The organism is uncultured Parabacteroides sp., assembly GCF_905196875.1.
Taxonomy (GTDB): Bacteria; Bacteroidota; Bacteroidia; order Bacteroidales; family Tannerellaceae; genus Parabacteroides.
Map to the genome: position 1 here is coordinate 1 of NZ_CAJJWO010000033.1, position 25,155 is coordinate 25,155.

The 25,155-nt window shown below is 44.9% G+C and carries 15 protein-coding genes; 2 read left to right on the top strand and 13 right to left on the bottom strand.

From position 1 onward, the window contains the following. Positions 1 to 111: 111 nt before the first annotated feature. The 13 genes from QZ076_RS12235 to QZ076_RS12295 form a co-directional block, all read right to left on the bottom strand. The gene (locus QZ076_RS12235) at positions 112 to 711 is read right to left on the bottom strand and encodes a ribonuclease HII (RefSeq protein ID WP_293713592.1); all 600 of its coding nucleotides are present in this window, start codon (positions 709 to 711) and stop codon (positions 112 to 114) included. Positions 712 to 721: 10 nt separating this feature from the next. Beyond that, positions 722 to 1,126, bottom strand: coding sequence for a hypothetical protein (locus QZ076_RS12240; protein ID WP_293713593.1), 405 nt, complete (start codon positions 1,124 to 1,126; stop codon positions 722 to 724). Positions 1,127 to 1,136: 10 nt separating this feature from the next. Further along, positions 1,137 to 2,351 (bottom strand): cysteine desulfurase, encoded by a 1,215-nt coding sequence (locus tag QZ076_RS12245; protein ID WP_293713594.1) that lies wholly within the window; start codon positions 2,349 to 2,351, stop codon positions 1,137 to 1,139. A gap of 143 nt (positions 2,352 to 2,494) precedes the next feature. Beyond that, positions 2,495 to 2,830 (bottom strand): DUF5684 domain-containing protein, encoded by a 336-nt coding sequence (locus QZ076_RS12250; RefSeq protein ID WP_293713595.1) that lies wholly within the window; start codon positions 2,828 to 2,830, stop codon positions 2,495 to 2,497. Between the two features lie 284 nt (positions 2,831 to 3,114). Continuing rightward, the gene (locus tag QZ076_RS12255; protein WP_293713596.1) at positions 3,115 to 3,900 is read right to left on the bottom strand and encodes a glycoside hydrolase family 16 protein; all 786 of its coding nucleotides are present in this window, start codon (positions 3,898 to 3,900) and stop codon (positions 3,115 to 3,117) included. A gap of 58 nt (positions 3,901 to 3,958) precedes the next feature. Beyond that, entirely contained in the window at positions 3,959 to 6,625 is a 2,667-nt protein-coding gene (locus tag QZ076_RS12260) for a glycoside hydrolase family 2 TIM barrel-domain containing protein (RefSeq protein ID WP_293713597.1), read from the bottom strand. A gap of 266 nt (positions 6,626 to 6,891) precedes the next feature. Further along, positions 6,892 to 8,943, bottom strand: coding sequence for a beta-N-acetylhexosaminidase (locus QZ076_RS12265; RefSeq protein ID WP_293713598.1), 2,052 nt, complete (start codon positions 8,941 to 8,943; stop codon positions 6,892 to 6,894). Continuing rightward, positions 8,940 to 10,340 (bottom strand): arylsulfatase, encoded by a 1,401-nt coding sequence (locus QZ076_RS12270; protein ID WP_293713599.1) that lies wholly within the window; start codon positions 10,338 to 10,340, stop codon positions 8,940 to 8,942. Before QZ076_RS12270 ends, QZ076_RS12265 begins: the two co-directional genes overlap by 4 nt. Before the next feature lie 8 nt (positions 10,341 to 10,348). Beyond that, entirely contained in the window at positions 10,349 to 12,808 is a 2,460-nt protein-coding gene (locus QZ076_RS12275; RefSeq protein WP_293713600.1) for a sugar-binding domain-containing protein, read from the bottom strand. 11 nt (positions 12,809 to 12,819) lie between these two features. After that, complete coding sequence (locus QZ076_RS12280; RefSeq protein ID WP_293713601.1) at positions 12,820 to 14,337, bottom strand: arylsulfatase; 1,518 nt, start codon at positions 14,335 to 14,337, stop codon at positions 12,820 to 12,822. A 112-nt stretch (positions 14,338 to 14,449) separates the two neighbouring features. Next, on the bottom strand, positions 14,450 to 15,994 hold the full coding sequence (locus QZ076_RS12285; protein WP_293713602.1) for a RagB/SusD family nutrient uptake outer membrane protein: 1,545 nt from the start codon (positions 15,992 to 15,994) through the stop codon (positions 14,450 to 14,452). A 15-nt stretch (positions 15,995 to 16,009) separates the two neighbouring features. Beyond that, positions 16,010 to 19,363: a TonB-dependent receptor gene (locus QZ076_RS12290; RefSeq protein ID WP_293713603.1), complete on the bottom strand. Its 3,354-nt coding sequence runs from the start codon at positions 19,361 to 19,363 to the stop codon at positions 16,010 to 16,012. A gap of 170 nt (positions 19,364 to 19,533) precedes the next feature. Continuing rightward, complete coding sequence (locus QZ076_RS12295; protein WP_293713604.1) at positions 19,534 to 20,478, bottom strand: FecR family protein; 945 nt, start codon at positions 20,476 to 20,478, stop codon at positions 19,534 to 19,536. 391 nt (positions 20,479 to 20,869) lie between these two features. Between QZ076_RS12295 and QZ076_RS12300 the strand changes: the two genes are divergently transcribed. Both QZ076_RS12300 and QZ076_RS12305 read left to right on the top strand, forming a co-directional pair. Further along, positions 20,870 to 21,550: a FecR family protein gene (locus tag QZ076_RS12300; protein ID WP_293713605.1), complete on the top strand. Its 681-nt coding sequence runs from the start codon at positions 20,870 to 20,872 to the stop codon at positions 21,548 to 21,550. A 218-nt stretch (positions 21,551 to 21,768) separates the two neighbouring features. Continuing rightward, on the top strand, positions 21,769 to 25,152 hold the full coding sequence (locus QZ076_RS12305; protein ID WP_293713606.1) for a TonB-dependent receptor: 3,384 nt from the start codon (positions 21,769 to 21,771) through the stop codon (positions 25,150 to 25,152). Positions 25,153 to 25,155: the final 3 nt, after the last annotated feature.

Sequence of the window (25,155 nt, forward strand, 5' to 3'; positions counted from 1 at the left end):
CTACAAGAACTATGTCAATAATAAACCAAGACCTTTCACTTGAACAGTCCGATCATTCACCTTAAAAAAGATTCAAAATCAAAGATTAGATAAAGAGAAAAAGACACAAATCTAAAAATCCAACGTTAATTGTTCGGGTAGCAAAGTAAATGTTTTACGGTGATAGGGAGTGATACCGACTGCGCGGATAGCTTCGCGATGGGCTTTGGTGGGATAACCTTTATTCTCGGTCCAGTGGTAATCAGGGTATTCTTTGGCCAATTCATCCATATAATCGTCACGGTACGTTTTGGCCAGGATGGAGGCGGCAGCAATACTCAGATACTTGCCGTCGCCTTTCACTACGGTTGTGTGGGCAATGTCGGGGTATGGAGTGAAACGGTTTCCGTCAATCAGGAGATGCTCGGGTTTTACTTTCAGCTGGTCGATAGCACGGTGCATAGCCAGGAAAGAGGCTTTCAATATGTTTATCTTGTCTATTTCTTCAGGAGTAACGATACCTACAGCCCAGGCGATTGCCTCACGCTCGATGACCGGACGTAAGAGATAACGCTTCTTTTCGCTCAACTGCTTACTGTCGTTCAGATCGTCGTTCTTAAAATCAGGCGGCAGGATCACAGCCGCAGCAAAAACAGATCCGGCCAGACATCCGCGTCCCGCCTCATCACATCCGGCTTCTATCCGGTTGGCTTCTAAAAAGGGTAATAGCATACAGGTTAGATTAATTGGTTGTTTTTTTGTTTCTCAGCATCCAGGGACGTAACACAAAATAGGCGAACAAGGTAGCCAGCACTACTCCGGTCGAATTGGCCAGAAAGTCCAACCAGTCGCCACCCCGATACGTAGTACAATATTCCTGAAGCAATTCAATCGCTCCTCCCATCCCGATCGGGCAAAGTACGGCTCCTATCCATGCATGCCACATCACCTCGTCATACTTCCGATGGTTACGAAGGAACTCGATCCACAAAATACCCGATACTCCTCCGTACATGCAGAGGTGTACCAGCTTATCCAGGTTCGGGATCTTCGATATATCCATTGTCGGCGGTTTGAAGAACGACAGATAAATGACTATTGCGATGACTGCTAAAGATATCGGATATCTCTTCAGGTAATATAACATAGACTACTTATTAAAACATTTTTCTTACACGTTCTATCCCGGCGGCAAAGACATCTATTTCTTCTTTCGTATTATAGAAAGAGAAAGAAGCACGAACCGTACCTTCAATACCTAATGCCTGCATCAGCGGCTGGGCACAATGATGGCCCGTGCGGACAGCTATTCCCAAACGATCGAGCAACATCCCCATATCATAATGATGGATATTACCGACCAGGAACGAAAGAACCGCTCCCTTATGAGCAGCCTGTCCGAAAATACGCATTCCTTCGATGGCATTCAGCTTCTCCGTGGCATAGCGCAACAAGTCATCCTCATAAGCAGCTATATTTTCCATTCCCAGATGATTAACGTAACGCAACGCTTCTGCCAGAGCCGTACTACCGATATAATCAGGCGTACCTGCCTCAAACTTGAAAGGCAGTTCATTGAACGTCGTCTTTTCAAAAGAAACGGTTGAAATCATTTCGCCGCCTCCCTGGTAAGGAGGAAGCTTATCCAGCCATTCTTCCTTTCCGTACAGAATGCCGATACCTGTCGGCCCGTAAACCTTATGACCGGAAAATACATAAAACTCGGCATCCAGATCCTGTACATCGACCGAGAGATGCGGTACAGCCTGCGCTCCGTCGATCAACACCGGCACATCATGCTTATGCGCTTCTTCGATGATCTCTTTCACCGGATTGACGGTTCCCAACACGTTGGAAACATGAGTTACGGAAACCAGACGGGTACGATCGGAGAATAACTCACGAAACTTATCCATTTCAAGCTCTCCCTTTTCATTCATCGGGATCACTTTCAGTGCTATTCCTTTCTTCGCCGCCTGTATCTGCCAGGGAACAATATTGGAGTGATGTTCCATAACGGATACGATCACTTCATCGCCTGCCGACATGCATTCGTCGGTGAAACTGGAGGCAATCAGGTTGATCGCTTCGGTCGTACCGCGTGTAAAAATGATTTCGTTGGATGAGCGCGCATTCAGAAACGACTGTACGGTTTTTCGTGCCTCTTCATGTGCCTCCGTAGCTGCCTGGCTCAGGAAATGAACGCCGCGATGGATATTGGCATTCACATTATAATAACCGCTTTCTATCTTTTCCACCACCTGGCGGGGTTTCTGCGTTGTCGCACCATTATCGAAATAAATGAGCGGTTTACCGTATATCTTATGTTCCAGAATAGGAAAATCTTTCCGGATAGATTGTATATCTAACATAGCTCGTGTATCTTTAGTCTTATAACAAACGCCAAAGATACGATGTTTATTTTAACAACGGAGAGATATTCATTTATACAGATATAAGAATATAAAAAAAGCCTTTCGTTCTCACGAAAGGCTTTTTGTTCCCTCAATACTAATTACTCTACATCTTCTGCAATCGGAGTTTCTTTAAACGCCAACAGCGGGAAGAAAATGAACGGTAACAATAGCAAACCTATTGCATACGCATTGTCACCTTTCCCATACTTTGCTGCAATATCCTTGTACAGCAAGAAAGAAAGATAAATGTTGTAAATAGGGATCAGGAAAAACCAGAATTTTACAGGCTCCCATTTTACAATACGCAACATAACGATGATGTTGTAAAATGGAATAATACATGCCCATCCTTTCTGACCGAAAGTTTCGAAAATTTTCCACATGCTGGCAAGCATCAGTATAAATAACGCCAGCTGAATAATAGATCCAATCATTACAGTTAGTTTTTAATATTTAATATTATTAACATCGCAAATATAAACTTTTTATATCATACAACTGTTACAAATTCAGAAAAAAAACACTCTCCTATAGTCATTTATACAAACTTCGTTTAATAATCAACCTGTATCCCCATATTATAATTTAAGGTATTAGAGTCAAGGCAAACTGAAAAGAGACTGTTTTCAGAACAAGGTCTGCCTGCAAACAAAAAAAGCATCCGTGAATAAAATCACGAATGCTCTTTTGCTGATTAAATATTATTCACTAAAAGCGTTTACTGCTTTTGATAAAAACGTACCCAGTCGATCTCCATTTCCACAGGAAGATCGTCAGGTTCGACCGCCCCTACCCAGCTACCTCCAAGTTGCATATCCAATAAAAGATAAAATTGACCGTCGCTGAACGGATATTGCCCTTCCTTGTCTGTTTCGATACGCGGATAAGTGAACGTATGGTTATCGTTGATGAAGAATACGAGGCTGTCCGGATACATTTCAACGGTATATGTATTGAAGTCGTTTCTGTCTATCAGACCCGTACCGCCTTGCTTCGGATTGTCTTTGATACCCAGGTTGAAGGTATAGTTCGAATGAACGGTCTGATAAGCTATGCTATCGTTATTCAGACGCTCCATGATATCTATTTCCCCTCCGTTCGGCCATTTTCCATCCTGTGGCAACAACCAGAAAGCAGGCCATGCACCGGTGGCACCATTGAGTTTGGCGTGGATTTCCAGACGGCCGTTGTTAAAACCGACTTTATCTTTCGTATAAACTCCGCCGGTAATAAAAGGCGCCGTGTCTGTAGGCAAACTATAATTGACCAACCCGCGCAGGATCAGTTTCCCGTCACGCATGGCATAACAGGAATCGAAGTCGGACATATAGTTATTCCAATCAGATCCTCCGCGAGGTATCTTACTCCAGGAAGCAGGATCGAAACCATCCGCCTGATCAAAATTATCTTCCCAAACGAGTGTCCACTCTTTGGGTTGCTGCGTACAGGAAAGCACACAGATTGCACCGAAACAAGTCAAAAGCCCTGATAAACCTTTCTTCATAATCCATTAAATTTATAGTTTGGGGTAAAGATATTAAATATTTTCAGATTTGAATACATTACCTATTTTCTCCAAACTCCGTTTGCTGGCGCTCCACCTCTTTTAATTTTAAGGCATTCAACTCTTTTTGCAAACGCTCCACTTCACGTTCGGCGGAAGATTTGACTGTTGAAGACTGCCCGCTTTCGACAGAAGAGGCAGGGATCAGGGCAGCTTCCGTCGGGTTATAGATCAACGGGGATGTTGCTGCTTGGCTGTCAAACTCCAACTCGGCGCTTAACGGCATTTGCGAACCTTCCATCAGGACGCTGGCAGTTACTTTGATCTTGCCCGGTTTCAGGGTTGACTGTACCAGGACAGGAGCTGTCCCCCACTTCACCGGAGCGGGATTAGCCATCACGTCCGAACCACCCAACAGGCGGCCTTCGCCTTCTATATTGAATTTGATGAAATAGTTGTTCAAACGCTTGATGTTACCCTGCTTATCGGCTACGGCTGCTACTACGGTAACGAAATCGGAACCGTTCGCTTCGAGGTTCGTTCCTTCGTTGTCTACCCAAAGCAACAGCTTTTCGGGACGACGGGCAGGAGCGACTTTATGCGTAGCAACTACCTTTCCGTCCATCAGACCTTCGGCCAGCAAATAAACATCATTCTGCTTACTTTCTCTCGACATTGCTTTATCGATCATGAAATCGTATACATCCGGGAAAGTGATAACGGGCGAAGGCATTCCCTTCCGGTTCTTATCCTTCTTATAAGTGTAGGTCTTTCCGTCTTTGTTGTAAGTGAGGCGTACCTCGTCGCAGTTGGAATAAACCACTACATCTTTTCCGGAGAAAGGAGTCATTTCATGTGCAATAAAGACCATCGGCCCTGTCCCGGCAATTAGATCGCTCTTTACCGGCGGACGCTGGGCCATAAACATATAGTAAGAAAATTTGGGCTGACGGAATACATCCATTATACCTCCGTAGAAAGGATCGGGATGATAACCGCGCTGATGGTCGAACGAATGCCACAGGCAACCACCTACATGTTGGCGGGAGGTCTGATACAAAATGTCATAACAGGTGTAAGGATAAGACGGGGAAGCATAATGTTGTGCCTGTATGAGCATCGCCTGTTCGCCCCAGTTACGGGCAACGCGGCTGGGAGAGTTATGCGAATTCCAATCGTCCACGTTATCGCCCCATTCGCGGGTGAAATATGTTTTCGTGTCGTCCGAATGCTTCAAAGCCCATTCCGGGTCTGCGTTCTGCGGATGGGTAAAGAGAACAGGGAATACCTCGTGTCCGCGGGCTTCGCTATCGCTGCCACAATAGCAGGAAGGATAGGGATATTCGGCATGTACGATGTCGTTGGTATTTTTGGCGAAGTCGGCCGGATACCAGGTTTCGTTAAGAATCGGTTCCCACAGCCAGACGCAGGCATGGTTGCGGTCGCGGCGTACCAGATGACGGATATCGCTGTAGACGCGTTGAGCGAATTCGGGAGCATCGTTCCAGAACTGCCATCCGGGCGTATTGACGATCACGAACAGTCCCAGTTCGTCGCAGGCATCCATAAAAGCCGGATCTTGCGGGCAATGGGCGTTGCGGATCACTTCCATGCCGACATCTTTCAGTTTCTTCGCATCGCGCCAGTGGATACTGTTTGCTACGGCATTGCCTACTACGGCAAAGTCCTGATGGCGATTCGCGCCGATCAAGGGTTTATCATACGGTTTCCCGTTCAGCCAGAAACCGTCTTTTCCTTTGAACTCGATGCTGCGGATACCGATACGGCGGCGGTAACCGTCGATCACGTTTCCTTCCGCATCACGAATACGAACAAGCAAGTTATATAAGGTAGGAGAAGAAGGACTCCACAGCAGCGGGTTCTTTACCAACAGCTTATCCGAACTACTCATAGATTTACCCGGCTTTATCCGGATCTTTGCATTCAGAAAAGCGACTTGCTGGCCATCGGGTTGTTGCAACTCATATTCCACGACGCCGGTGAACGATTTCTTTGTTTCGTTGCGTAACTGTATTTTCAGCAGTACATCGGCTGAAGCATCCGACACTTTGTCGAAGGCGACAAACAGACCACCACCGGCTACCTCATCCGCATAATTCGGATCAGTGATAAAGATATTATTATGGGCGACCAGCCAGCAATCGCGGTAAATACCACCGAAATAGGTATAGTCGAGCACATCCTGTGCTTTGCCGGGAGGATAGGAAGGATCGTCGCTGTTGTCCGTCCATACGGCGATTACATTGTCGCCGTTCCAATCCAGGGCATCCGTCACATCGACAACGACAGGCAGGTAGCCGCCGAAATGTTCGGTCAGTTGCTTGCCGTTCACAAATACTTTGCTCTTTCCCATGATCGCTTCGAAATGGAGGAAGAGTTTCTTTCCTTTCAAAGCTGCATCCGGTGTGAAATGCTTGCGATACCAGGCTTCACCCTGATAGTTGATACAGCCGCTGGCTTCGGTCGGCAGGTACTCGATACCGTGCGGCAAGGATACGACCGTCCAGTCTTTGTCGTCAAAATCTTTCGCTTCCGCTCTATCGGCAGCTCCCTTATAAAAACGCCAAGCCGGATTCATCGAGAATACTTCCCTTCCGGAATTATCCATCCGAAAGAAACCGGCTGTTGAAAACTCGGGCTGATGCGCCGCCCACAAAGGGATGCAGAGCAAACAGACAAAAAAAGTTACTATTATTTTCTTCATGATAAAATAAATTATATGTTATTATTCTGATTATTGACAGAGATTTCTCCGGAGGCCTACGAAGGTATCACAACAACCGTAGCAGCCACTCCGGATGCCTACGGAGATATCGCTAAGACCTGAAAGGTCACTTCGGAGACCTACGGAGGCATCACTGAGACCTAAAAGGTTACTTCGGAGGCCTGCGGAGGCATCACAAAGATCGCAGCGATTATTCCGGAGGCCTACGGAGAGATTTTTAGCTCTATTCGCCTCCTTTATCATACTTAATCACTCAACCATTTTCTTACTTTCTTCACCATCGGGATCTCATACAGATAGAGCCAGTCGCTGTTGTCTGTTTTTGAGGCCAGGTGATTATGGTGATTCATGTCGGCTACAAAGCCCTCCGGTTGCTGCATGAAACGGGTTTCCGAATAAACAGACTCCAGGTTATCGCGCATTACCTGAAAGTAATCGCATACTTCCCGTATCTTCCCCTCCGCTGTCCGGCGGGCGGTATCATCGTTCGCCGTATCGTATTCGTTCAGTGCCAAAAGGAGACGTACCGGATAGTTTTGCAGGTTATTCGTCTGTTCATAGATATTTAATGTATAGCGGTTGCGCAACGCATTCCGTTCGGCTGCACGAATACCGTCAGCGATTGTTTTATAACGTTCCGCTTCCATCTTCGCCTGATCGATCTTTTCCTTATGTTTTTCACTCCAGACACCCGGGTGTTCTTTCTCCGGCAAATCGATCAACGTAAAATCAGTTGCTCCCCAAGCCGGATTACGCCGTCCGGATGAGACTAATGCGTCATCGAAGAAAAAGATCGCCTTCTCCAACTCGTCGAGGAAAGCTATCCGGTTCTCTTCGGGACGGAAACCGTATTCGCGCTGGGCATGTACCTTCTTGAAAGCTTCTATATCGCGTGCCGTCGGATTCCATCCGAACTCCCCTTGTGCGATATATCCACGCCAAACTGTTTCCAGATGTGGCGAACCGTCGTCCCACGCCGTTGCCAGAATTCCTTCCAGATGATTTTGGGCGACCAGTTGACTGAAACCTTTCACATATTCCGACCGGGTATTCTTGCGGGGAAGGAAAGGAGAGTCGCCCGCCGATGCAGCCGTTGCCCCCATCACTTTCAACCCTTTGTCGCTATACCATTTCAAGAGGCGCTGATGGGCGGGAGAGGTTGCGTCTTCGTATTTCCAACGCATATACACACATTCTTTCGGGAAGAGATCGATGGCCTTATCCAGCTTTTCGGCATTCCATTCTTTGGCCACTTCCTCTTCCGGCTTGTCACTCAGAACAAGTTCCCAGATACCGGCATATTTAAGCGGCATATCATCCCAGAAAATAGGAATGCGACCATGATCGACGGCAAACCGACAGACTTTCTTCAGCCAGACCATTTGCAGTTCGAAAGCAGACTTACCGGTGGCTTTACAACGGTCGTCGATACCGATCGCAGTAATCTCATCTCCACCTACATGCAGGTATTTGCCATACGGCATGGCTTCGAGCGCATCGAGGTAAAGATCGAACTGCACTTCGTAGGTACGCGGGTCGGAAGGGCAGAACTCCCAGTCGCTGGCCGGATTTTCCCTCAACTCCCAATGATGTTTCAGAATAAATCCGGCATGTCCCAGGCCTTGTACCAAGGGGCTGATCTCCACATTCCGTTCTTTGGCATACCGGCATAAGGCCTGCATCTCCTGTTTGCTGATCGCATTCGGGGCTGCCACTTCGGGACGACGGGTAAAACGCAGTTTATCTTCCAGTTCCCAGATGATGGCATTCACCTTATACCGGGCCAGCTTGTCCACCATCCGGTAGTAATACTCCATCCGGTCGAGATGATGCTTGGTATCCAGATGGACGGCGCGGTAGGCGATAGCCGGATAGTCCGTGATCTTCATCGGCGGTACTTCTTTCCTGAAGTCCCGGCTATCCTCGAGCAGTTGTTCCAACGTCTGGCTGCCATAGAAAAGACCCGCCTCGCTACGGGCTGTAACAGTCACACCCTTATCCGTAATTTCAAGAACGTATCCTTCCGGAGAGTCCGGCACATCGGTTTGCGACAACCGGAAACGAATACCTTTACCAGTCCGTTGACTCTGAGGTAATCCGTTTGTGATGGCTCCCAGCACAGGGATCGGAGCTTCTCCGTCGGCTACCACATACGACAGTTCCCCGTAATTCAATCCTTTGCCAGCCAGAACCTCGATCGACTGAGGTTGAGGCAACAGTTGAAATGTCTTGTCCAGGTTACGGGCAAAAAGAGTGCCCGTAACCAATAGCATACTTATGAATAAGGATATTCTCATTGTCTTCCGAAATTAAATAAAGGTGATTCCGTACGTGCTCCATCCAGTAAAGCTTCCAGTTCTTTCACTTTCTCCGGGTTCTGCTTAGCCAGGTTGTTATCTTCATGGATGTCGTTACTCAGGTCGTAAAGTTCCAGAATAGTCTCGCCAACGATCGGCTGACGGATCAGTTTCCAGTTGCCGCTGCGTAACGCTTCACGACCGTTTTGTTCGTGGAATTCCCAATACAGATATTCATGCTGTTTCTGTCCGTCTTTCGAGAACAAGGTAGGCAGAAAAGAAATACCGTCGCCCTGAGCTGGCAAAGTCACCCCCGTCAGTTCGGCCAACGTAGGCATAACATCCCAGAAAGCGCTGATATGATCCGCCTTAACACCCGCCTTGATCTTATCGGGACACCAGGCTACCATAGGGACACGGATACCACCTTCGTAGACATCCCGCTTGATACCTCTCAGCGGGCCGTAGCTCTTGAAGTAATCAGGGTTTGCGCCACCTTCGCGGTGCGGGCCGTTATCACTGGTAAAGATAACGATCGTATTCTTATCCAGTCCCAGTTCTTTCAGTTCCGCCATCACATCTCCTACGTATTTATCCAGTCTGGTGATCATAGCGGCAAAAGAAGCATAGGGTTTCTCCGACGGATAATATCCTCCTTCCGTGTAAGGCACCTCTTCAAAGGCATTTTCATACATCTGATAGATCGAGTCGTGCGGCAAGTTCAGTTCTGCATGAGGCAACGTATAGGTCAGCATGGCATAGAACGGTTTATCCTTGTTGTCGCGGATAAACTTCAAAGCCTGCTCGTGGATCAAGTCCTGCGAATAAACCTTACGTCCCATATTATCGTTCTCATGCAAGAATACGGTATCGTTATTATGCCACAGGTGATCGGGATAATAGCTATGCGCCTGACGCTGGCAGTTATACCCGAAGAACTCATCGAAGCCCATCGTGGAAGGAACCGAAGAAGAACCGGGATAACCCAATCCCCATTTGCCGAAGATACCGGTCGTATAACCGGCCGACTTCATCAGTTTGCCCAGGGTATAGGTATCGGCATTCATCGGTTGCTGTCCTTCCGGATCGATCTCCTTGTTTCCGCGTATCTGCGAATGTCCGGTATGCAAACCAGTCATCAGGGAACAACGCGACGGGGCACTTACCGTACAGCCGGCATAATGCTGAGTGAACAACATCCCTTCCTGCGCCATCTTATCGATATTGGGCGTATGAATCTTTGTTTGTCCATAACAGCCGATATCACCATATCCCAGGTCGTCGGCAAGGATATAAATCACGTTCATCGGTACTTCTTTTTCAGGAGCTTCACTTTTACAGGCGGACATTCCGGCTAACAGGGCACCGCCTACACATAATACTAATTGAGTTTTCATGTCTATAGTTATTTTATATCTAATGTTATTTTCTTCTCTTTCAATCGAGCCGACCGGACAGTTACAACTGCCGTACCCTGCGTATCGGTAGCCTGAAGCAGTAAAACACATTTCCCTCTGAACGCATGGCAACGAGGCTGCTTATAAGGAAACATATCCACCGGATCACCGTTATCCACTCCCAGCAGGCGAACCGGGCCCGTCAGTTCGAAAACCAGCTCATCCGAAGCATACGGACAAAGAACTCCATTCCTGTCGACTACATCCAGTTCCAGACGAGCAACATCGGAAGAGGAGGCCTTCAATTCCAGCTTATTAGCCGAAAAAGCGACCGTATAAGGCGAAGAGGCAGTTTGTTGTACATCCGTCGCAACGATTTTATCCCCCTTCTTTGCCCTCGCTTCTATCTTACCGGCTTTATACGGAACTTTCCATACCAGCTGCTCCCCGTCATAAGATTGTGTTCCCAAAGATACATCATTTAATAATAATTCCACTGACTCACAGTTGGTATACACAACAACGGGCACGATTTGTCCTTCCTTTCCGGTATGCGTCCAATGAGGCAGCAGGTGTACCATCGGCTTATCGCTCCACAAGCTCTGATACAGATAATAAGCATCTTTAGGCATGGCTGCCACATCGATTATGCCGAAGTTCCCGCAGCGTTGCGGCCATTCCGCTTCACCCAGATAATCGAAGCTTCCCCAGCGGAACTCTCCCATCAGCCAAGGAAACGAACAGGTTCTTTGCCAGGCTTTACGGATACTGATACGGACAGAGGCGTTATCATACGAAGACTGATAATAAGGATTGACCGCTTCCTCCGGAAAAAACTCTTCTTCAGTCAGGTCGGGAATCGGAAACACCCGTTTCTCGAACTGATCCCATTTAACCGGATCGCCTTGTTCCCAGGGAGCCGGAAAGTCTCTCCTCCTCCATTGTGTTTTCGTCCGGTAAACGCCACGGGTCTGATAAGTATGGGGAACCTCTGTTGCCACGGCACAGACGGACGGGAAATCATTCCGGAACTTCTCGAACTCTCCGACTTCTTCCCCATTCCCGTTAAATCCGACAATATCGAGCCTGCCGAAATTCTCTTTATAATCGACAGACATGCCACGGGTTGGATCGGCGCCGCCCTGCGTCACGGGACGCGAGTCGAGCGAATGGAACAAATCGACCAGGTTACGCTGAATTTCGGGAGAGGCTTTATTCACTTCATTTCCGATACTCCACATAATGACAGACGGATGATTACGGTCGCGTTTGATGAAATCAGTCATGTCCCTCTCCCACCATTCTTCAAAATAATGACCGTAATCGTCGGCTGCCTTCGGCGTGTTCCATCCGTCCAATCCCTCATTCAGAACCATCAGCCCCATCGTATCACACATCGTGTAAAACTCTGGAGAGAAAGGATTATGGGCGGTACGGATGGCATTGCATCCCATCTCTTTCAGCAGCCTCAGCCGGTAATGTAAAATATCCTCCGGTACAGCTGCACCTACTGCTCCGGCCGTATGATGATCGCAAACGCCTTTCAACTTCGTAACCTTACCATTCAGCTTAAAACCGAACTCCGGGCTGAACTCCAAAGAGCGAAAACCAACGAACTGCTGTACCTCATCCAGCACGTTTCCACCCTGCTCCAACCGGCATACCAACGTATAAACAACCGGATTTTCGGGCGACCAACGTTCCGGAGCAGTAACACTCATCGCTACCTTTTCTTCAGTAGAAACACTCTCCGATCCGGTAGTCCGGGCGATAATCCGTCCCTCCGTATCCTGCAAACAGGAAACAACCCGCACCTTTTCTTTACCCGGATTTACAATCGAAACGACAACAGAGCAAAGAGCCTTATCAGTCAAGAAAGTATCCACCTTGAAACAGACACCCGAATAAGCAATGTGAACAGGCGAAGAGATATTCAGACGAACATGCCGGTAAATACCGGAGCCGGTATACCAACGTCCGGTAAGCGGTTTGGACTGATCGACTTTTACAGCTATGCAATTATCACCCTCTTTCAAAAAAGGAGTCAGGTCATACTCGAACCCGACATATCCGTTCGGTCGCTTACCCAGCGAATGACCGTTTATCCAAACCTCGCTGTTCAGATAGATCCCGTCGAACTGAATACGGACTTTTTTATCCTTCCAGTCCGGATTATATGCAAAGGTTTTACGATACCAGCCTGTTCCGGCGGGAAGATAGCCGCTTTGCCAGTCCGTTCCGTTGGCTGTTTGTTCATATATACCTTCTATACTCCAGTCGTGAGGTAAATCGAGCTGTCGCCAGCCGGAATCATTATAACCGGGAGACAAGGCGTCCTCTCCTACATTCCCCTGATAAAACTTCCAGCCGACATCAAACCCGATAACCTCTGCCGCCCCAGTATTCACTATGATACTGAACAAAAAGAACAGTAACCATTTATTATCTAACTTATCTATATATTTCATTTATCTGCCTTTTAGAAACGAAATTTAGGATTTTCAGGAGTTTGGTGCGAAATATCCATATAATGCTGTAATTTCTCCACAATATCCGGATGTTCGGATGCCACATCATGCAGTTCCTGCAGGTCGTTATCCAGATCATATAGTTCCATTTTCGTATTTCCTTTCCGGATGTCAGTAATGATCCCTTTCCAGTTTCCCCAGCGGACTGCTTTCAGACCGATCTTTGCATCAGGATATTCCCAATACAGAAACTCATGCTCGTTCTGTTTTGCCTTTTGTCCTTTCAAAGTAGGAAGGAAACTGATACCGTCTGTCAATGGACAAGCTATCCCTGCAATATCGGCCAGTGTAGGCATCACATCCTGGAAAGAACTGATATGGTCTGTCTTACTACCCGCTTCGATCTGTCCGGGCCAGGAAACAATAGCCGGAATGCGTATTCCTCCTTCATGGACAAAACATTTCCCCCAGCCATATTCCGATTTGAAAAGGCCTCCGCTATTAAACCAGGGCGAGTCGCTCCCCCCGTTGAAAGTAGGGCCGTTGTCGGATGTAAATACAATAACGGTGTTCTCATATAATCCGTTCTTTTTCAGTTGCTCGACCAGTTTTCCTACCTGTTCGTCGAAATAACTGATCATTGCCGCATAAGTGGCATGCGGATAACGGCAAGGCATATAGCCTTTTGTACCGGTATAAGGTTCTTCATCCCCGAATTTATCGACATAATACTTTACCCAACGTTCCGGGGCTTGCAAAGATACATGCGGAAGAGGAGTTGTCCACATCAGGAAAAACGGGTGTTCCTTGTTTTGATCGACAAATTGCTGCAATTCACTGAAAATAGTGTCGTTGGCATATACTTGCTGCGTATATTTAGCATAACTGGCTTCGTCGTAAGGATCGGCCCCTTCATCCAATTTAGTCAAATGTGGATCTAAAACCTTATTATCCAAATAGATTCGCTTCTCATTCTTCCACAAAAAAGGAGGATAATAAGTATGTGCCTGCCGTTGGCAGTTATAGCCGAAGAAGTCATCGAAACCCTGTTTATTGGGAACCCCTTCCGAACCCGGATTTCCCAGTCCCCATTTACCGAAACATCCGGTTTTGTAACCGGCCAGTTGCATCAGACGCCCAATCGTCATTGTCCCTGCTTTTAAAGGATATTGTCCTTCCAACTCAGGATGCACATACATCGAGTCGTGGCTATTCACCGCACCTCTCTCCGGCATCTCGTCATTCGCCCTGATCTGCGTATGGCCGGAGTGAAGCCCGGTAAGCAATACACATCTTGCCGGAGCAGAGACCGGAGAACCGGTGTAATGTTGCGTAAATTGCATTCCCGCATCCCTCAACCGGTCGATATTCGGTGTTTCGATCTTTTGTTGTCCGTAGCATTGCAAATCCCCATACCCCATGTCATCCATTAATATATAGATTACATTGGGTTTTACATTTTCTTTTTTCGTGCAAGAGAAGCCTGCAAGGATACAGGCGGATGTTACTAAAATATTAAATGTTTTCATGATATTTATTTCTATCAAATCACGGAATAGATATAATAAAAGCCGGCTATAACTCGTAATACACTCATCACAGCCGGCTTGATAAAAAGACTAACCTATTAAAAACTAATCATTACCAACCTTCATTCGGTGTACATAATTCATTTGTCTCCAATTCCTTCGCAGGTATCGGGAAATAATAGAACTTGTTCGTACTTCCTGTTTGTCCGCCTAAGAAGTTCTGATAACGAACCGGATCACACGATTGGAGAGTTTCATCGAACAATCCCCAACGGCGCAGATCGTAGAAACGTTCGCCTTCCACGAAGAACTCAACAGCACGCTGATGTACAAGATCTTCAAAAACAGCCTCTTTGCTTACAGCTCCACTGTAATTATTCAGATTAGCACGTTGGCGGATCTGATTGATATAGCTGATCGCTACATCCAGCTTATTCAGATTCAAATTAGCTTCAGCCAATAATAAAATAACATCTGCATAACGGATAGCACGTTCGTTGATGAATGATTTCGGAGGAGCAATCTCTTCTGTCAACGTTTTCCAGTTCTGATACTTCAAAATCCAGTAAGTGTTCCATTTTTCCTGTGCAAAAACTTCACGGAAAGGCTTTTGATAGTACATACAACCTTCATAATCCCAAGCGACAGAACAACGTGCACGATAATCGGAATTACCATCTTTATCCTTTTCTTTCAGGAATATATCCATCATCTGCTGAGTAGGATTTGCTTCATACCACCCACCCACTTCGGATGCTGCATATTCTTTCGGACGGGTATTAGACTGGGTAGAGTTGATATTTTCACCATTTCCCCACAAGTCTGTTCCACCTACGTCTTCGATCAGCAATTCAAAAATACTTTCCGAGTTATTTTCATGTTCGTCATCAAAATTCCAATAGAAATCATCGACCAGGCTATATGAATACGGACTTCTGGTAAGAGGTTCCAGCACATCGATCGCTTTCTGCCATTCTTCTTCATAGATATACAATTTTCCCAAAGCAGCATTGGCCGCCCCTTGTGTCGGCTTTCCTACTTTATTCGTAACAGGCAGAAGTTCTACTGCTTTCTTCAGGTCTATTTCTGCCTGTGCCCATATATCCGACTGGGAAGATTTAGCCAATGGAAAAGTGGAAGGCGATTGCGAAGCCGTCATTCTCAGAGGTGCATCCTTGAACTCTTTAGCTAACTGGAAAAGATAAAATCCGCGGATAAACAAGCATTCTCCGATGACAGCATCCTGAAATTCCTGTGAGAACTCGTCTTTCTTTTCTTCCATTTTTTGCATGATCGAATTGGTACGATACAATGCATTATAGAACTGATAGAACATACCCTGGGTCAGAGAGTTCGTATTACTGTTCGTAAAACGATTGACCGTATACACATCGGAAATATCATTACGGAAGTCCACCTCATCGGCCCGTGCGATACGAAGCATCACGCCACGGGTTCCGTAATATCCGCCGTTCAGTGCATTTTTCAAAGGAGTATAGCAAGAGGTCAATGCCAGATTAAAATCGGCTTCATTTTTCCAGAAAGTATCTTCCGTCGCCTTATTGGGATTCGTTTGATCCAGCTGACTGTCGCACGAGGAGAAGAGGAACATTCCCGAAAATAACACAGCTAGTGTTGTCTTTATATATGTCTTCATAATATTTTCTCTCAATTAAAATGTTACATTTAAACCTAACATAAATACACGGTTTGTCGGATAAATGAAATTATCAAAACCACGGTATCTCGCATTATCGGCATTCACGTCCGGAGTATAACCTGAATATCCGGTAATCGTAAACAGATTTTCGGCATTCGCATACACACGTACTTTCTCGATATAGCCTCTGAACCACTGCTGAGGGAAAGTATATCCCAACTGCAGGTTACGTAAACGCAGGTATGAACCGTTTTCGAGATAACGGTCTGACTCCGCACGTGTATTACGGTTCGGGTCATCCCATGTCAGACGCGGATGTGCTGCATTCAGATTTTCCGGAGTCCAGTAATCCAGAGTGGAAGCCAGGAAGTTCGTACCTTTCGTTACATCTTCCAGTGTCTGACGGGTTGCATTATAAATCTTATTACCTACAACCCCCTGCAAAGTAACAGAAGCGTCGAAGTTCTTCCATGTAATATTTCCATTGACAGAGAATGTGAAATCAGGGAACGGACTGCCGCAGAAAACACGGTCTTTATCGTCGATCGTTCCGTCGCCATTCGTATCCTTAAAACGAATATCACCTGCCTGTGCATTCGGCTGGATCTTAACACCGTCCTTTGAATAAGCTTCCACTTCAGCTTCGCTATTGAAATAGCCGTCTGTCGGGATCAGCCAGTAAGAACCGATCGGATAACCGGCCATTGTTTTACAGGTATTGATATTCTGATTGGTTGCACCGCCCCAGATAGCCTGCGAGCCTGTACCCATAGCTGTTACCTCATTCTTGTTGAAACTGCCCAATACGCTTACACCATAAGAAAGATCGCTGTTTACGTTGGTATTCCAGGCAACATTGAATTCAAAACCTTTGTTACGGATCTTACCTGCGTTACGAACAGGATCGTTCGCGCCACCGGAAGAAATAGGAATAGGCACTGTCAGCAAAATATCTTTCGTATTCTTCACATACCAATCGGCTGTGATACTCAAACGATTATTAAAGGCAACGAAGTCGATACCCACATTGGTCATTGCAGTAGACTCCCACTTAATATCGGGGTTAGCAAAATCCTTCGGGAAAGCACCCTGAATTAATCCACCATTACCGTCCGGGTAATTGATACCGGTTGTGATAGTCGATGAATACTGATAGTTATCGATTTCCTGGTTACCCAATACACCGTAACCACCACGGATCTTCAACTGATCCAACCAGCTAAAATTATCCATAAACTGTTCTTCAGCCATGTTCCAACCGACAGAAGCAGAAGGGAAGTTACCATAGCGGTTGTTCTTTCCGAATTTGGAAGAACCATCGCGACGGATCGTCGCTGTGATCAAATATTTATTTTTATAAGAGTAGAATACACGTCCCAGGATAGAGGTCAGCACACTCCGGTTGGAATAACCTTCATTGCTACGAGAGGTTGTAGAAGCATCGATCTCTTCCAGTCCCTGCGGAAGATTTTCTCCATAAGCCTGCAGATGGCGGAAACGACTGTCCTGATAAGTATAACCTGCCAAAATTGAAATCTTATGATCCCCGAATGTTTGATCGTAAGTCAACAGGTTTTCCACCAGGATATTACGTCTGCGAGTCTGGCGCTCCGTCAACTGAGTGACCGAGTTGGTTGTAATACCGAAGTCATATTCATTCAAATATTTCTTATAACGGTAGAAATCAAAGTCCGGAGTCAGGTTCAATCTATATTTCAGGCCTTTGTATAATTCCAGTTGTGCATAGATATTAGCATAGACCTTCATGTTTTCGCTATAACGGTTCATCAGGTTATCATCGATCATACCCAGTGGGTTCGGCAGGTTAGCCACGTCACCGTATAGTCCGCCATAGCCACCGGTACGGGTCTCGTCGTATTTTTCCAATGTAGGAAGTGCCTGAAGGATCGTTCCGACCATGCCGCCACGAGATTCTTCATGCAACGGTTTATCATGGTTGAAAGTAAGCAGCACGTTTGTTCCGGCAGAGAAAATACCTTTCTTATAATCATTCTTGGATTGTAAAGTATAACGTTCATAATTCGTACCTTTTACAACACCATCCTGATTGAAATAACCTAAACCTGTATAGTAAGTCGAATACTTACCACCGCCTTTAATCGAAGCATTATAGTTCTGCATCAAAGCGGGTCTGAACATAATGTCCTGCCAGTTATTATCCGGTTTGCCGGCCAGATCCGTCCCCATATCCAGAACAGGTTTCCCTACAGCCCGACGGGCCACGGAAGTAACTTCCGACCATCCCTGGGCATCCAGCATGTCCAGTTTTTTACTTACCAGAGCAACACCTGCATTGATCGACAGGTCGACAATAGGCTTGCCTTCCGTATTCGAACCTTCTTTCGTTGTTACGATAATAACACCGTTGGCTGCACGTGAACCGTAGATCGCAGCCGAAGAGGCATCCTTCAGAACATCGATACTGGCAATGTCATTCGGATTGATATGATCGATCCCCGACATATACATACCGTCGACGATATAAAGAGGAGCTGCATTATTCAATGTACCGATACCACGTACCATAATACGGGTACCAGCTCCCGGACTACCTCCTTGTGAAACAATATCTACACCGGCAATCTTACCTTGCAATGCCTGCCCGATATTAGCATTACTCTGGGTATTCAGTTTCTCGGCACTAACATTAGCTACGGAACCTGTCAGGTCAGCCTTTTTCTGTGTACCATAACCGATTACTACGACTTCGTCCAACGTTTTTGTATCTTCCAGCAATACAATACGGACAGTCTGCTGATTCCCGACAGCTACTTCTTTTGTCAGATATCCAATATAAGATACGTTCAAAACAGATTTAGCATCGGCATCGATCGTAAACCGGCCGTCTATATCCGTAATAGTTCCGTTAGTCGTACCTTTAACAACCACATTGGCACCAATCACCGGATCACCGTTTACATCGACAACCGTACCGTTTACATTTTTCGTTTGCTGCTGAACAGGGATCGGGTTTTCTGTTTTTTTAGTCAGGACGATATGCGTTCCTTCCATGGCATAACTAACTCCCATATTTTTCAGCAGATTATCCAAAACATCAGAAACTGGTTTGTTTTTCACTTTAATAGAAAGCTTCTTATTGATATCCACCTGGTTATTATAAATAAACAGATAGTCAGTCTGACTTTCTATTTCACTTAATATCTCTTCCAAGTTAGCATTACTTTTAGTAATACTAACCCTGGCATTCTGAGAATGCGTATTTCCTGCAAAAGAGCAAAAAACACAGACTAATAGCAGAAACGTGGTAATCCGCATAATTCTAAAGATTTGTTTAAGTTGCGGGGATTTAGGATAATACCTTCCCTGCAAAGAGTTTTTTTTCATACCTTTGTGTTGATTTGAAGTTAATACAGTTTAATTAATTGAAATGTGTTGACTGAATGCCGGTAATTGCCCCCCAGCGTTTGCCGGCATTTTTTATTTTCATGTATCTCTCATAAGCTCCTTTCCTTTAAGGTTAATAAATAATCGATTTTATACTTACATCTTTTTCATTACTCAATAAAAATAATCTGATTGTCGTCATCCCGCTGATAGGTAAATTTTATATCTTTCTGCAAAACCCTGAGTGCATAATCGATTCCGTCTGTCTGCCGGAATTTACCAGTGTAAAAGAACTTTCGTACTTCCTTATTTTTAACCTGGATGTTCAATCCGTAATACTTTTCAAAATCTTTCATAATAGATATAAATGTAGCATCTTTAAAACAGATCAATCCTTCTTTCCACCGATAAGGATTATAATCACAAACAGGCGTAACAAACAATTTACCATTTTGTAAATAGACCTTATTGTTCGGGGTTAACCTTAATTCTTCGGCCGGATCGTTCACGGAAGCTACCTTAACGCTACCAGACATTAATGTCGTCTCGAATTCACCTGTCTCAGAATAAGCATCCACATCGAATTTTGTACCCAATACTTCTATATTGTATTTATCGGTCTGCACGATAAAAGGCTTTTTTTCATCTTTCACTACATCGAAATAGGCTTCTCCATCCAATATCACCTGACGATTCCTCCTGTTGAACTTCGTCGGATATGTCAGTGATGTTCTAGCATTTAGCCAAACATTCGTTCCGTCAGACAGCATAACATTGATCCGTTGACCGGCAGGTACAGAAATTGTTTGCATCGCCATTTGTTCTTTTTCCAACAAAGACTGAAAATAAATAAAGCTGCCTCCCAATGTGATCGCTACGACAGCTGCTATTTTAATTAACTCAGTTCTAAGAGAACTAAGGTTGATTGTAAATCTCTTTTTTCCTGATCTGATAATATTTTCGTCTCCTAAAAGTAACATTCCATCAAAAAGCTTTCTTTCTTTAAAAAAGGCACGCCGGTTATCTGCAGACGCTTCCATCCACTGTCTCACATCCTTCTCCTCATCTAAAGATGCTGTTCCTTCGAAAAACTTATATAATATATCTTTATTCATGTTCAATACGCCCAATATAGTCGTCTATAATAATAACAGTTCATAAACAAATATCCCTAGTAAAGAAATAAAAAAAAATATTCAATACCATATTTCTCCCATTTTTTGTACACGGCTCTACTATCAGATTGTAATGAAAAAAAAAATAACACATCTCCTTCTGATACGTTAAAATATATTACTCTTGCGACTAATTCAAATTACCCGCGGTAGAAATCTGAATTAGTCGCGATAGTAATGACAATTTGATATATTACATTTCTTTTCATTTTTCATTCCATCCAAAGGAAAATTAAAACTCTACCAGGAGAAAAACAGTGGACAGAGTTCTCTTAGAACTGAGTTAATTAAAATAGCAGCTGTCGTAGCTCTTACACTCGGAGGGAGTTTCATGTATCAGCAGATACAGACGGAACAAACACCAATAGCACTACAAACAATCACTGTTCCGGCTGGTCAACGGATCAATATAACATTGCCCGACGGAACTTGTGTCTGGCTGAATGCACGGACAACAATTCAATATCCGGTCACTTTTAACGCGAATGAGCGCCTGGTCAAACTGGACGGTGAAGCCTACTTTGAGGTGGCCAGAAACGAGAAAAAACCGTTTATCGTTCAAACCGACAAATACAATATAGAAGTATTGGGTACAAAATTCGATGTTGAATCCTATTCAGAAAGCGAGAGTTTCGAAACAGCCTTGATGGAGGGAAGCGTAAAGATTTCATCACTGACGGATGCTAACGAAAGTCTGATGCTCACACCCTACAATAAAGCCTATTTATATGAAGGGAAATTACGGGTGATGCCGGTAGACGATTGCAACTCCTACCGCTGGCGGGAAGGATTGATCTGTTTCAAGAACGAAACATTCGCTTCGATCATGAAAGAATTTGAAAAATATTATGGAATAAACATACATATAACAAACCTGCAAGTACAAAAATACCTGTACACCGGAAAGTTCAGGCAAACAGATGGTGTGGATTATGCATTGAGAGTTCTGCAGAAAGATATAAAGTTTGCCTATGAACGGGATGATGATAAACACATTATTTATATCAAATGATTTTAACAATATGTTTCACCTAAATTAAAATGCTTATGGGATAAAAACTTGTTAACCGTAATGCCGATGAAAGCTGGGGGGCAATAGCCGGCAGACATTCAATTAACACAAACTGAATTATTAAATTTATTAATTTCAAATCACAACAAAGTATGAAAGAAAACACTTTGTCGAGGTGTAATTATCGGGCACCACGACCCTTAAAATTTTTCAGAATTATGAGAATCACGACATTCCTGCTCTTTATATGTGTCTTCTGCTCATTTGCAGAAAATACACATTCGCAAAATGCGAGGGTCAGTATCAACAAGAAAAATGTTCAACTGGAGACAGTACTGAATGAGATAGAACACCAGACCGATTATCTGTTTGTCTACAATAATCAGGTAAATGTAAATAAGATGGTGTCATTAAAAGCTAAAAACCAACCTGTTTCAAAAGTACTGGAAGAGTTGTTGGCAGATTCGGGTATCACATATTCTGTAGAAGGAAACCATATCGTACTCGGTAAACAGAATATGGCCGCTACTCCACAACAAAACGGTACTATCAAAGGAAAAGTGATCGATACGAATGGGGATGCCGTTATCGGGGCCAACATCGTTGAAAAGGGAACATCCAACGGTACAACAACCGATATAGACGGAAACTTTTCGATCAATGCCCGATCAGGTTCTACACTGGTAATCACTTTTATCGGTTATGTCAAACAAGAAGTAAAAGCCAATCCTAACCGGAGAATGGATATCATTCTACAGGAAGATGCCGAGACACTGGAAGAGGTCGTTGTCGTTGGATATGGTACAATGAAAAAAGCCGACCTGACAGGTTCTGTGGCAACCGTCGGTTCGGAAGTTATTGAAGACCGTCCGCTAACCAATCTGGGAGCCGGTTTGCAGGGAGCTATTGCCAACCTGAATATTACCTCTTCCAATGGAGCACCGGGAACCGGTACGACATTTAATATCCGTGGTACGACCAACTTGTCAGGCGGTGGTCCGCTGATCCTGGTAGACGGTATCGAAATGGACCCGAACCTGATCAATCCGCAGGATGTAAAAGACGTAACAGTTTTGAAAGATGCTGCGTCTGCCTCTATTTACGGTGCACGTGCAGCCTTTGGTGTGATCCTGATCACTACTAAAACAGGTTTCGTAACGCAAAAGCCGGTTGTATCCTTAAGTACCAACTACTCCATCAACGTACCTACTGTTCATGCCGAATATATGAACTCGATGGAATATACCCAATGGATGAACGATGCCAACATGACAAGCAATGGCAGCAACTATTTCGATGACGTTACAATGGAACATGTCAGAAATTATTACAATGACCCAGTCAACAATCTTCCGGTATTCCATCATCCGGACGATTCGCCCAGTAAATATCGTTATTGCGGTAATACAGACTGGTATGAGGCATTGAATAAGAAAAGTTATCCGATGCAGCAGTACAACATCAGCGTACAGGGCGGTAGCGAAACAGCCAAGTATATGACATCGGCTGGTATGTTCCAGCAAGATGGTATTTCCAAATGGACGGATGAAGATTATAAACGTTTCAATGTCTTACAACATGTAAACTACAAAGTAAACAACTGGTTACAGGTTGGATTGAGGGCAACCCTGTCGATGGTAAAAATGAATACCGGCCCGCAGAACAAATATGGGAACAATTCTCTTGGAGCAACGATCCCGGGAGATAGCCGCCCTTTGATGCCGATCTACCATCCGGATGGGCATTTTGCCGGTTATTGCGGTGACGGTTACTTCACAAACCAGGCAGCATGGCTGTCCCAGGGAGGGGTTGCCGAAATGAGAAACAATAATATGTATGCAACGGCATTTGCTAAACTAAATCCATTCGAAGGTTTGGAGATTAACGTTGACTATACATACAATTATTATAATTATTCTTTCAAGAATCATGTTCGCGAATATATCGACTATGATGCCGACGGAAACCCGGGTTCTATTTTCCCGCATACATCTCCGAACCAAGTGTCATATACAAAAAACGAATCGCAATACGATGTATTCAATGCGTATGCTACCTATAAAAAGAAAATCAATAAAGTGCATGCCTTAGAAGGTATGATCGGTTTCAATCAGGAAAATGCGACTTACAAAGGAGTTGGACTGAGCAGAAACAATCTGATCGCCAACGATATCCCATTTCTCAACCTGGCAACCGGCGACCGCTCGACCAGCGATTACATGAACCAGTGGGCCATCCGCGGTGCTTTCTTCCGTCTGTTCTATGCATACGACGATAAATATCTGTTCCAGGTGAACGGACGTTACGACGGTTCCTCACGTTTCCCGAAAAACGATCGTTTCGCATTCTTCCCGACATTTTCATTGGGTTGGAGACTTTCACAGGAGAAATTCTGGAAACCGATCTCTCATATCGTGAATGATTTCAAGATCAGAGGTTCTTACGGTGCATTAGGAAACCAAGTATTAAATCAAGGTGGTTATGCAGCATATTACCCCTACATTTCTACCTATTCCACAGGCGAAGTTGGCTATTTATTCAATGGAGAAAAGCAGATGGGAGTATATTCTCCGGGACTGGTAAGCGATCAGTTGACCTGGGAAACGGTGAAGCAATGGGATTTAGGTTTCAATTTCTCTATGCTCGACAGCCGCCTGACCGGTGAATTCGACTATTATGTACGTACAACAGAAGACATGTTGACCAAGTCAAAAACATTACCTTCTATCCTGGGTGTATCAGAGCCACAGATGAATGCAGCCGATTTGAGAACAAAAGGCTGGGAATTGGCTTTGACATGGAAATCTACACTGGAAAGCGGTTTTGCATATAGTACCACCTTGTCATTATCCGATTACCAGGCGGAAATTACCAAATATGATAACCCGACAAAGAACCTGGCCGATAGCTATTACGAAGGAAGAAAGTTAGGCGAGATCTGGGGGTTCGTTACAGACGGTCTATTCCAATCGGATGAAGAAGCGGCATCATGGGATCAGTCGAAAGTAGTTGGCTATCCTCAATATGCAGGTGACCTGAAGTTTGCCGACCTGGATGGCGACGGTAAAGTAACAAAAGGGGAAAACACGGCCAACAATTCAGGAGATATGAAGGTCATCGGTAATGAAACACCGCGGTACAACTTCGGTATCCGCGGTACGGCTGAATACAAAGGCTTCGATTTCACTTTATTCTTCCAGGGAACCATGAAACGCGATATCATACCGTCGAAGACATTCTATCTGTCTCATTATACATCCCAGTGGTCCGTTCCACAGAAAATGAACTACGACTACTGGAGAGAAGACAACCGCGATGCGTTCTTCCCACGTGCCCGAATGAACGGTTCGGCCGTAAATGAAAATCAGACCCGCTTCATGCTGAATGGTGCTTATATCCGTTGTAAACAGCTGGCTCTCGGTTATACTATTCCGAAATTTATTACGGAAAAAGCCAAGATTTCAAAGCTGAGAATTTACTTCAATGCGGACAACTTGTTCGAATTCTCCGGAATGCCTGATACTTTCGATCCGGAATTGGCAACAGTGAATGCTTATCCATTCATCAGATCATTCTCTTTTGGAGCCAACCTGACATTCTAAGAC

Excerpts from the sequence above, each read along its gene's own strand:
- QZ076_RS12235 (WP_293713592.1), bottom strand. The coding sequence starts at position 711 with ATGCTATTACCCTTTTTAGAAGCCAACCGGATAGAAGCCGGATGTGAT.
- QZ076_RS12240 (WP_293713593.1), bottom strand. The coding sequence starts at position 1,126 with ATGTTATATTACCTGAAGAGATATCCGATATCTTTAGCAGTCATCGCA.
- QZ076_RS12245 (WP_293713594.1), bottom strand. The coding sequence starts at position 2,351 with ATGTTAGATATACAATCTATCCGGAAAGATTTTCCTATTCTGGAACAT.
- QZ076_RS12250 (WP_293713595.1), bottom strand. The coding sequence starts at position 2,830 with ATGATTGGATCTATTATTCAGCTGGCGTTATTTATACTGATGCTTGCC.
- QZ076_RS12255 (WP_293713596.1), bottom strand. The coding sequence starts at position 3,900 with ATGAAGAAAGGTTTATCAGGGCTTTTGACTTGTTTCGGTGCAATCTGT.
- QZ076_RS12260 (WP_293713597.1), bottom strand. The coding sequence starts at position 6,625 with ATGAAGAAAATAATAGTAACTTTTTTTGTCTGTTTGCTCTGCATCCCT.
- QZ076_RS12265 (WP_293713598.1), bottom strand. The coding sequence starts at position 8,943 with ATGAGAATATCCTTATTCATAAGTATGCTATTGGTTACGGGCACTCTT.
- QZ076_RS12270 (WP_293713599.1), bottom strand. The coding sequence starts at position 10,340 with ATGAAAACTCAATTAGTATTATGTGTAGGCGGTGCCCTGTTAGCCGGA.
- QZ076_RS12275 (WP_293713600.1), bottom strand. The coding sequence starts at position 12,808 with ATGAAATATATAGATAAGTTAGATAATAAATGGTTACTGTTCTTTTTG.
- QZ076_RS12280 (WP_293713601.1), bottom strand. The coding sequence starts at position 14,337 with ATGAAAACATTTAATATTTTAGTAACATCCGCCTGTATCCTTGCAGGC.
- QZ076_RS12285 (WP_293713602.1), bottom strand. The coding sequence starts at position 15,994 with ATGAAGACATATATAAAGACAACACTAGCTGTGTTATTTTCGGGAATG.
- QZ076_RS12290 (WP_293713603.1), bottom strand. The coding sequence starts at position 19,363 with ATGAAAAAAAACTCTTTGCAGGGAAGGTATTATCCTAAATCCCCGCAA.
- QZ076_RS12295 (WP_293713604.1), bottom strand. The coding sequence starts at position 20,478 with ATGAATAAAGATATATTATATAAGTTTTTCGAAGGAACAGCATCTTTA.
- QZ076_RS12300 (WP_293713605.1), top strand. The coding sequence starts at position 20,870 with ATGTATCAGCAGATACAGACGGAACAAACACCAATAGCACTACAAACA.
- QZ076_RS12305 (WP_293713606.1), top strand. The coding sequence starts at position 21,769 with ATGAGAATCACGACATTCCTGCTCTTTATATGTGTCTTCTGCTCATTT.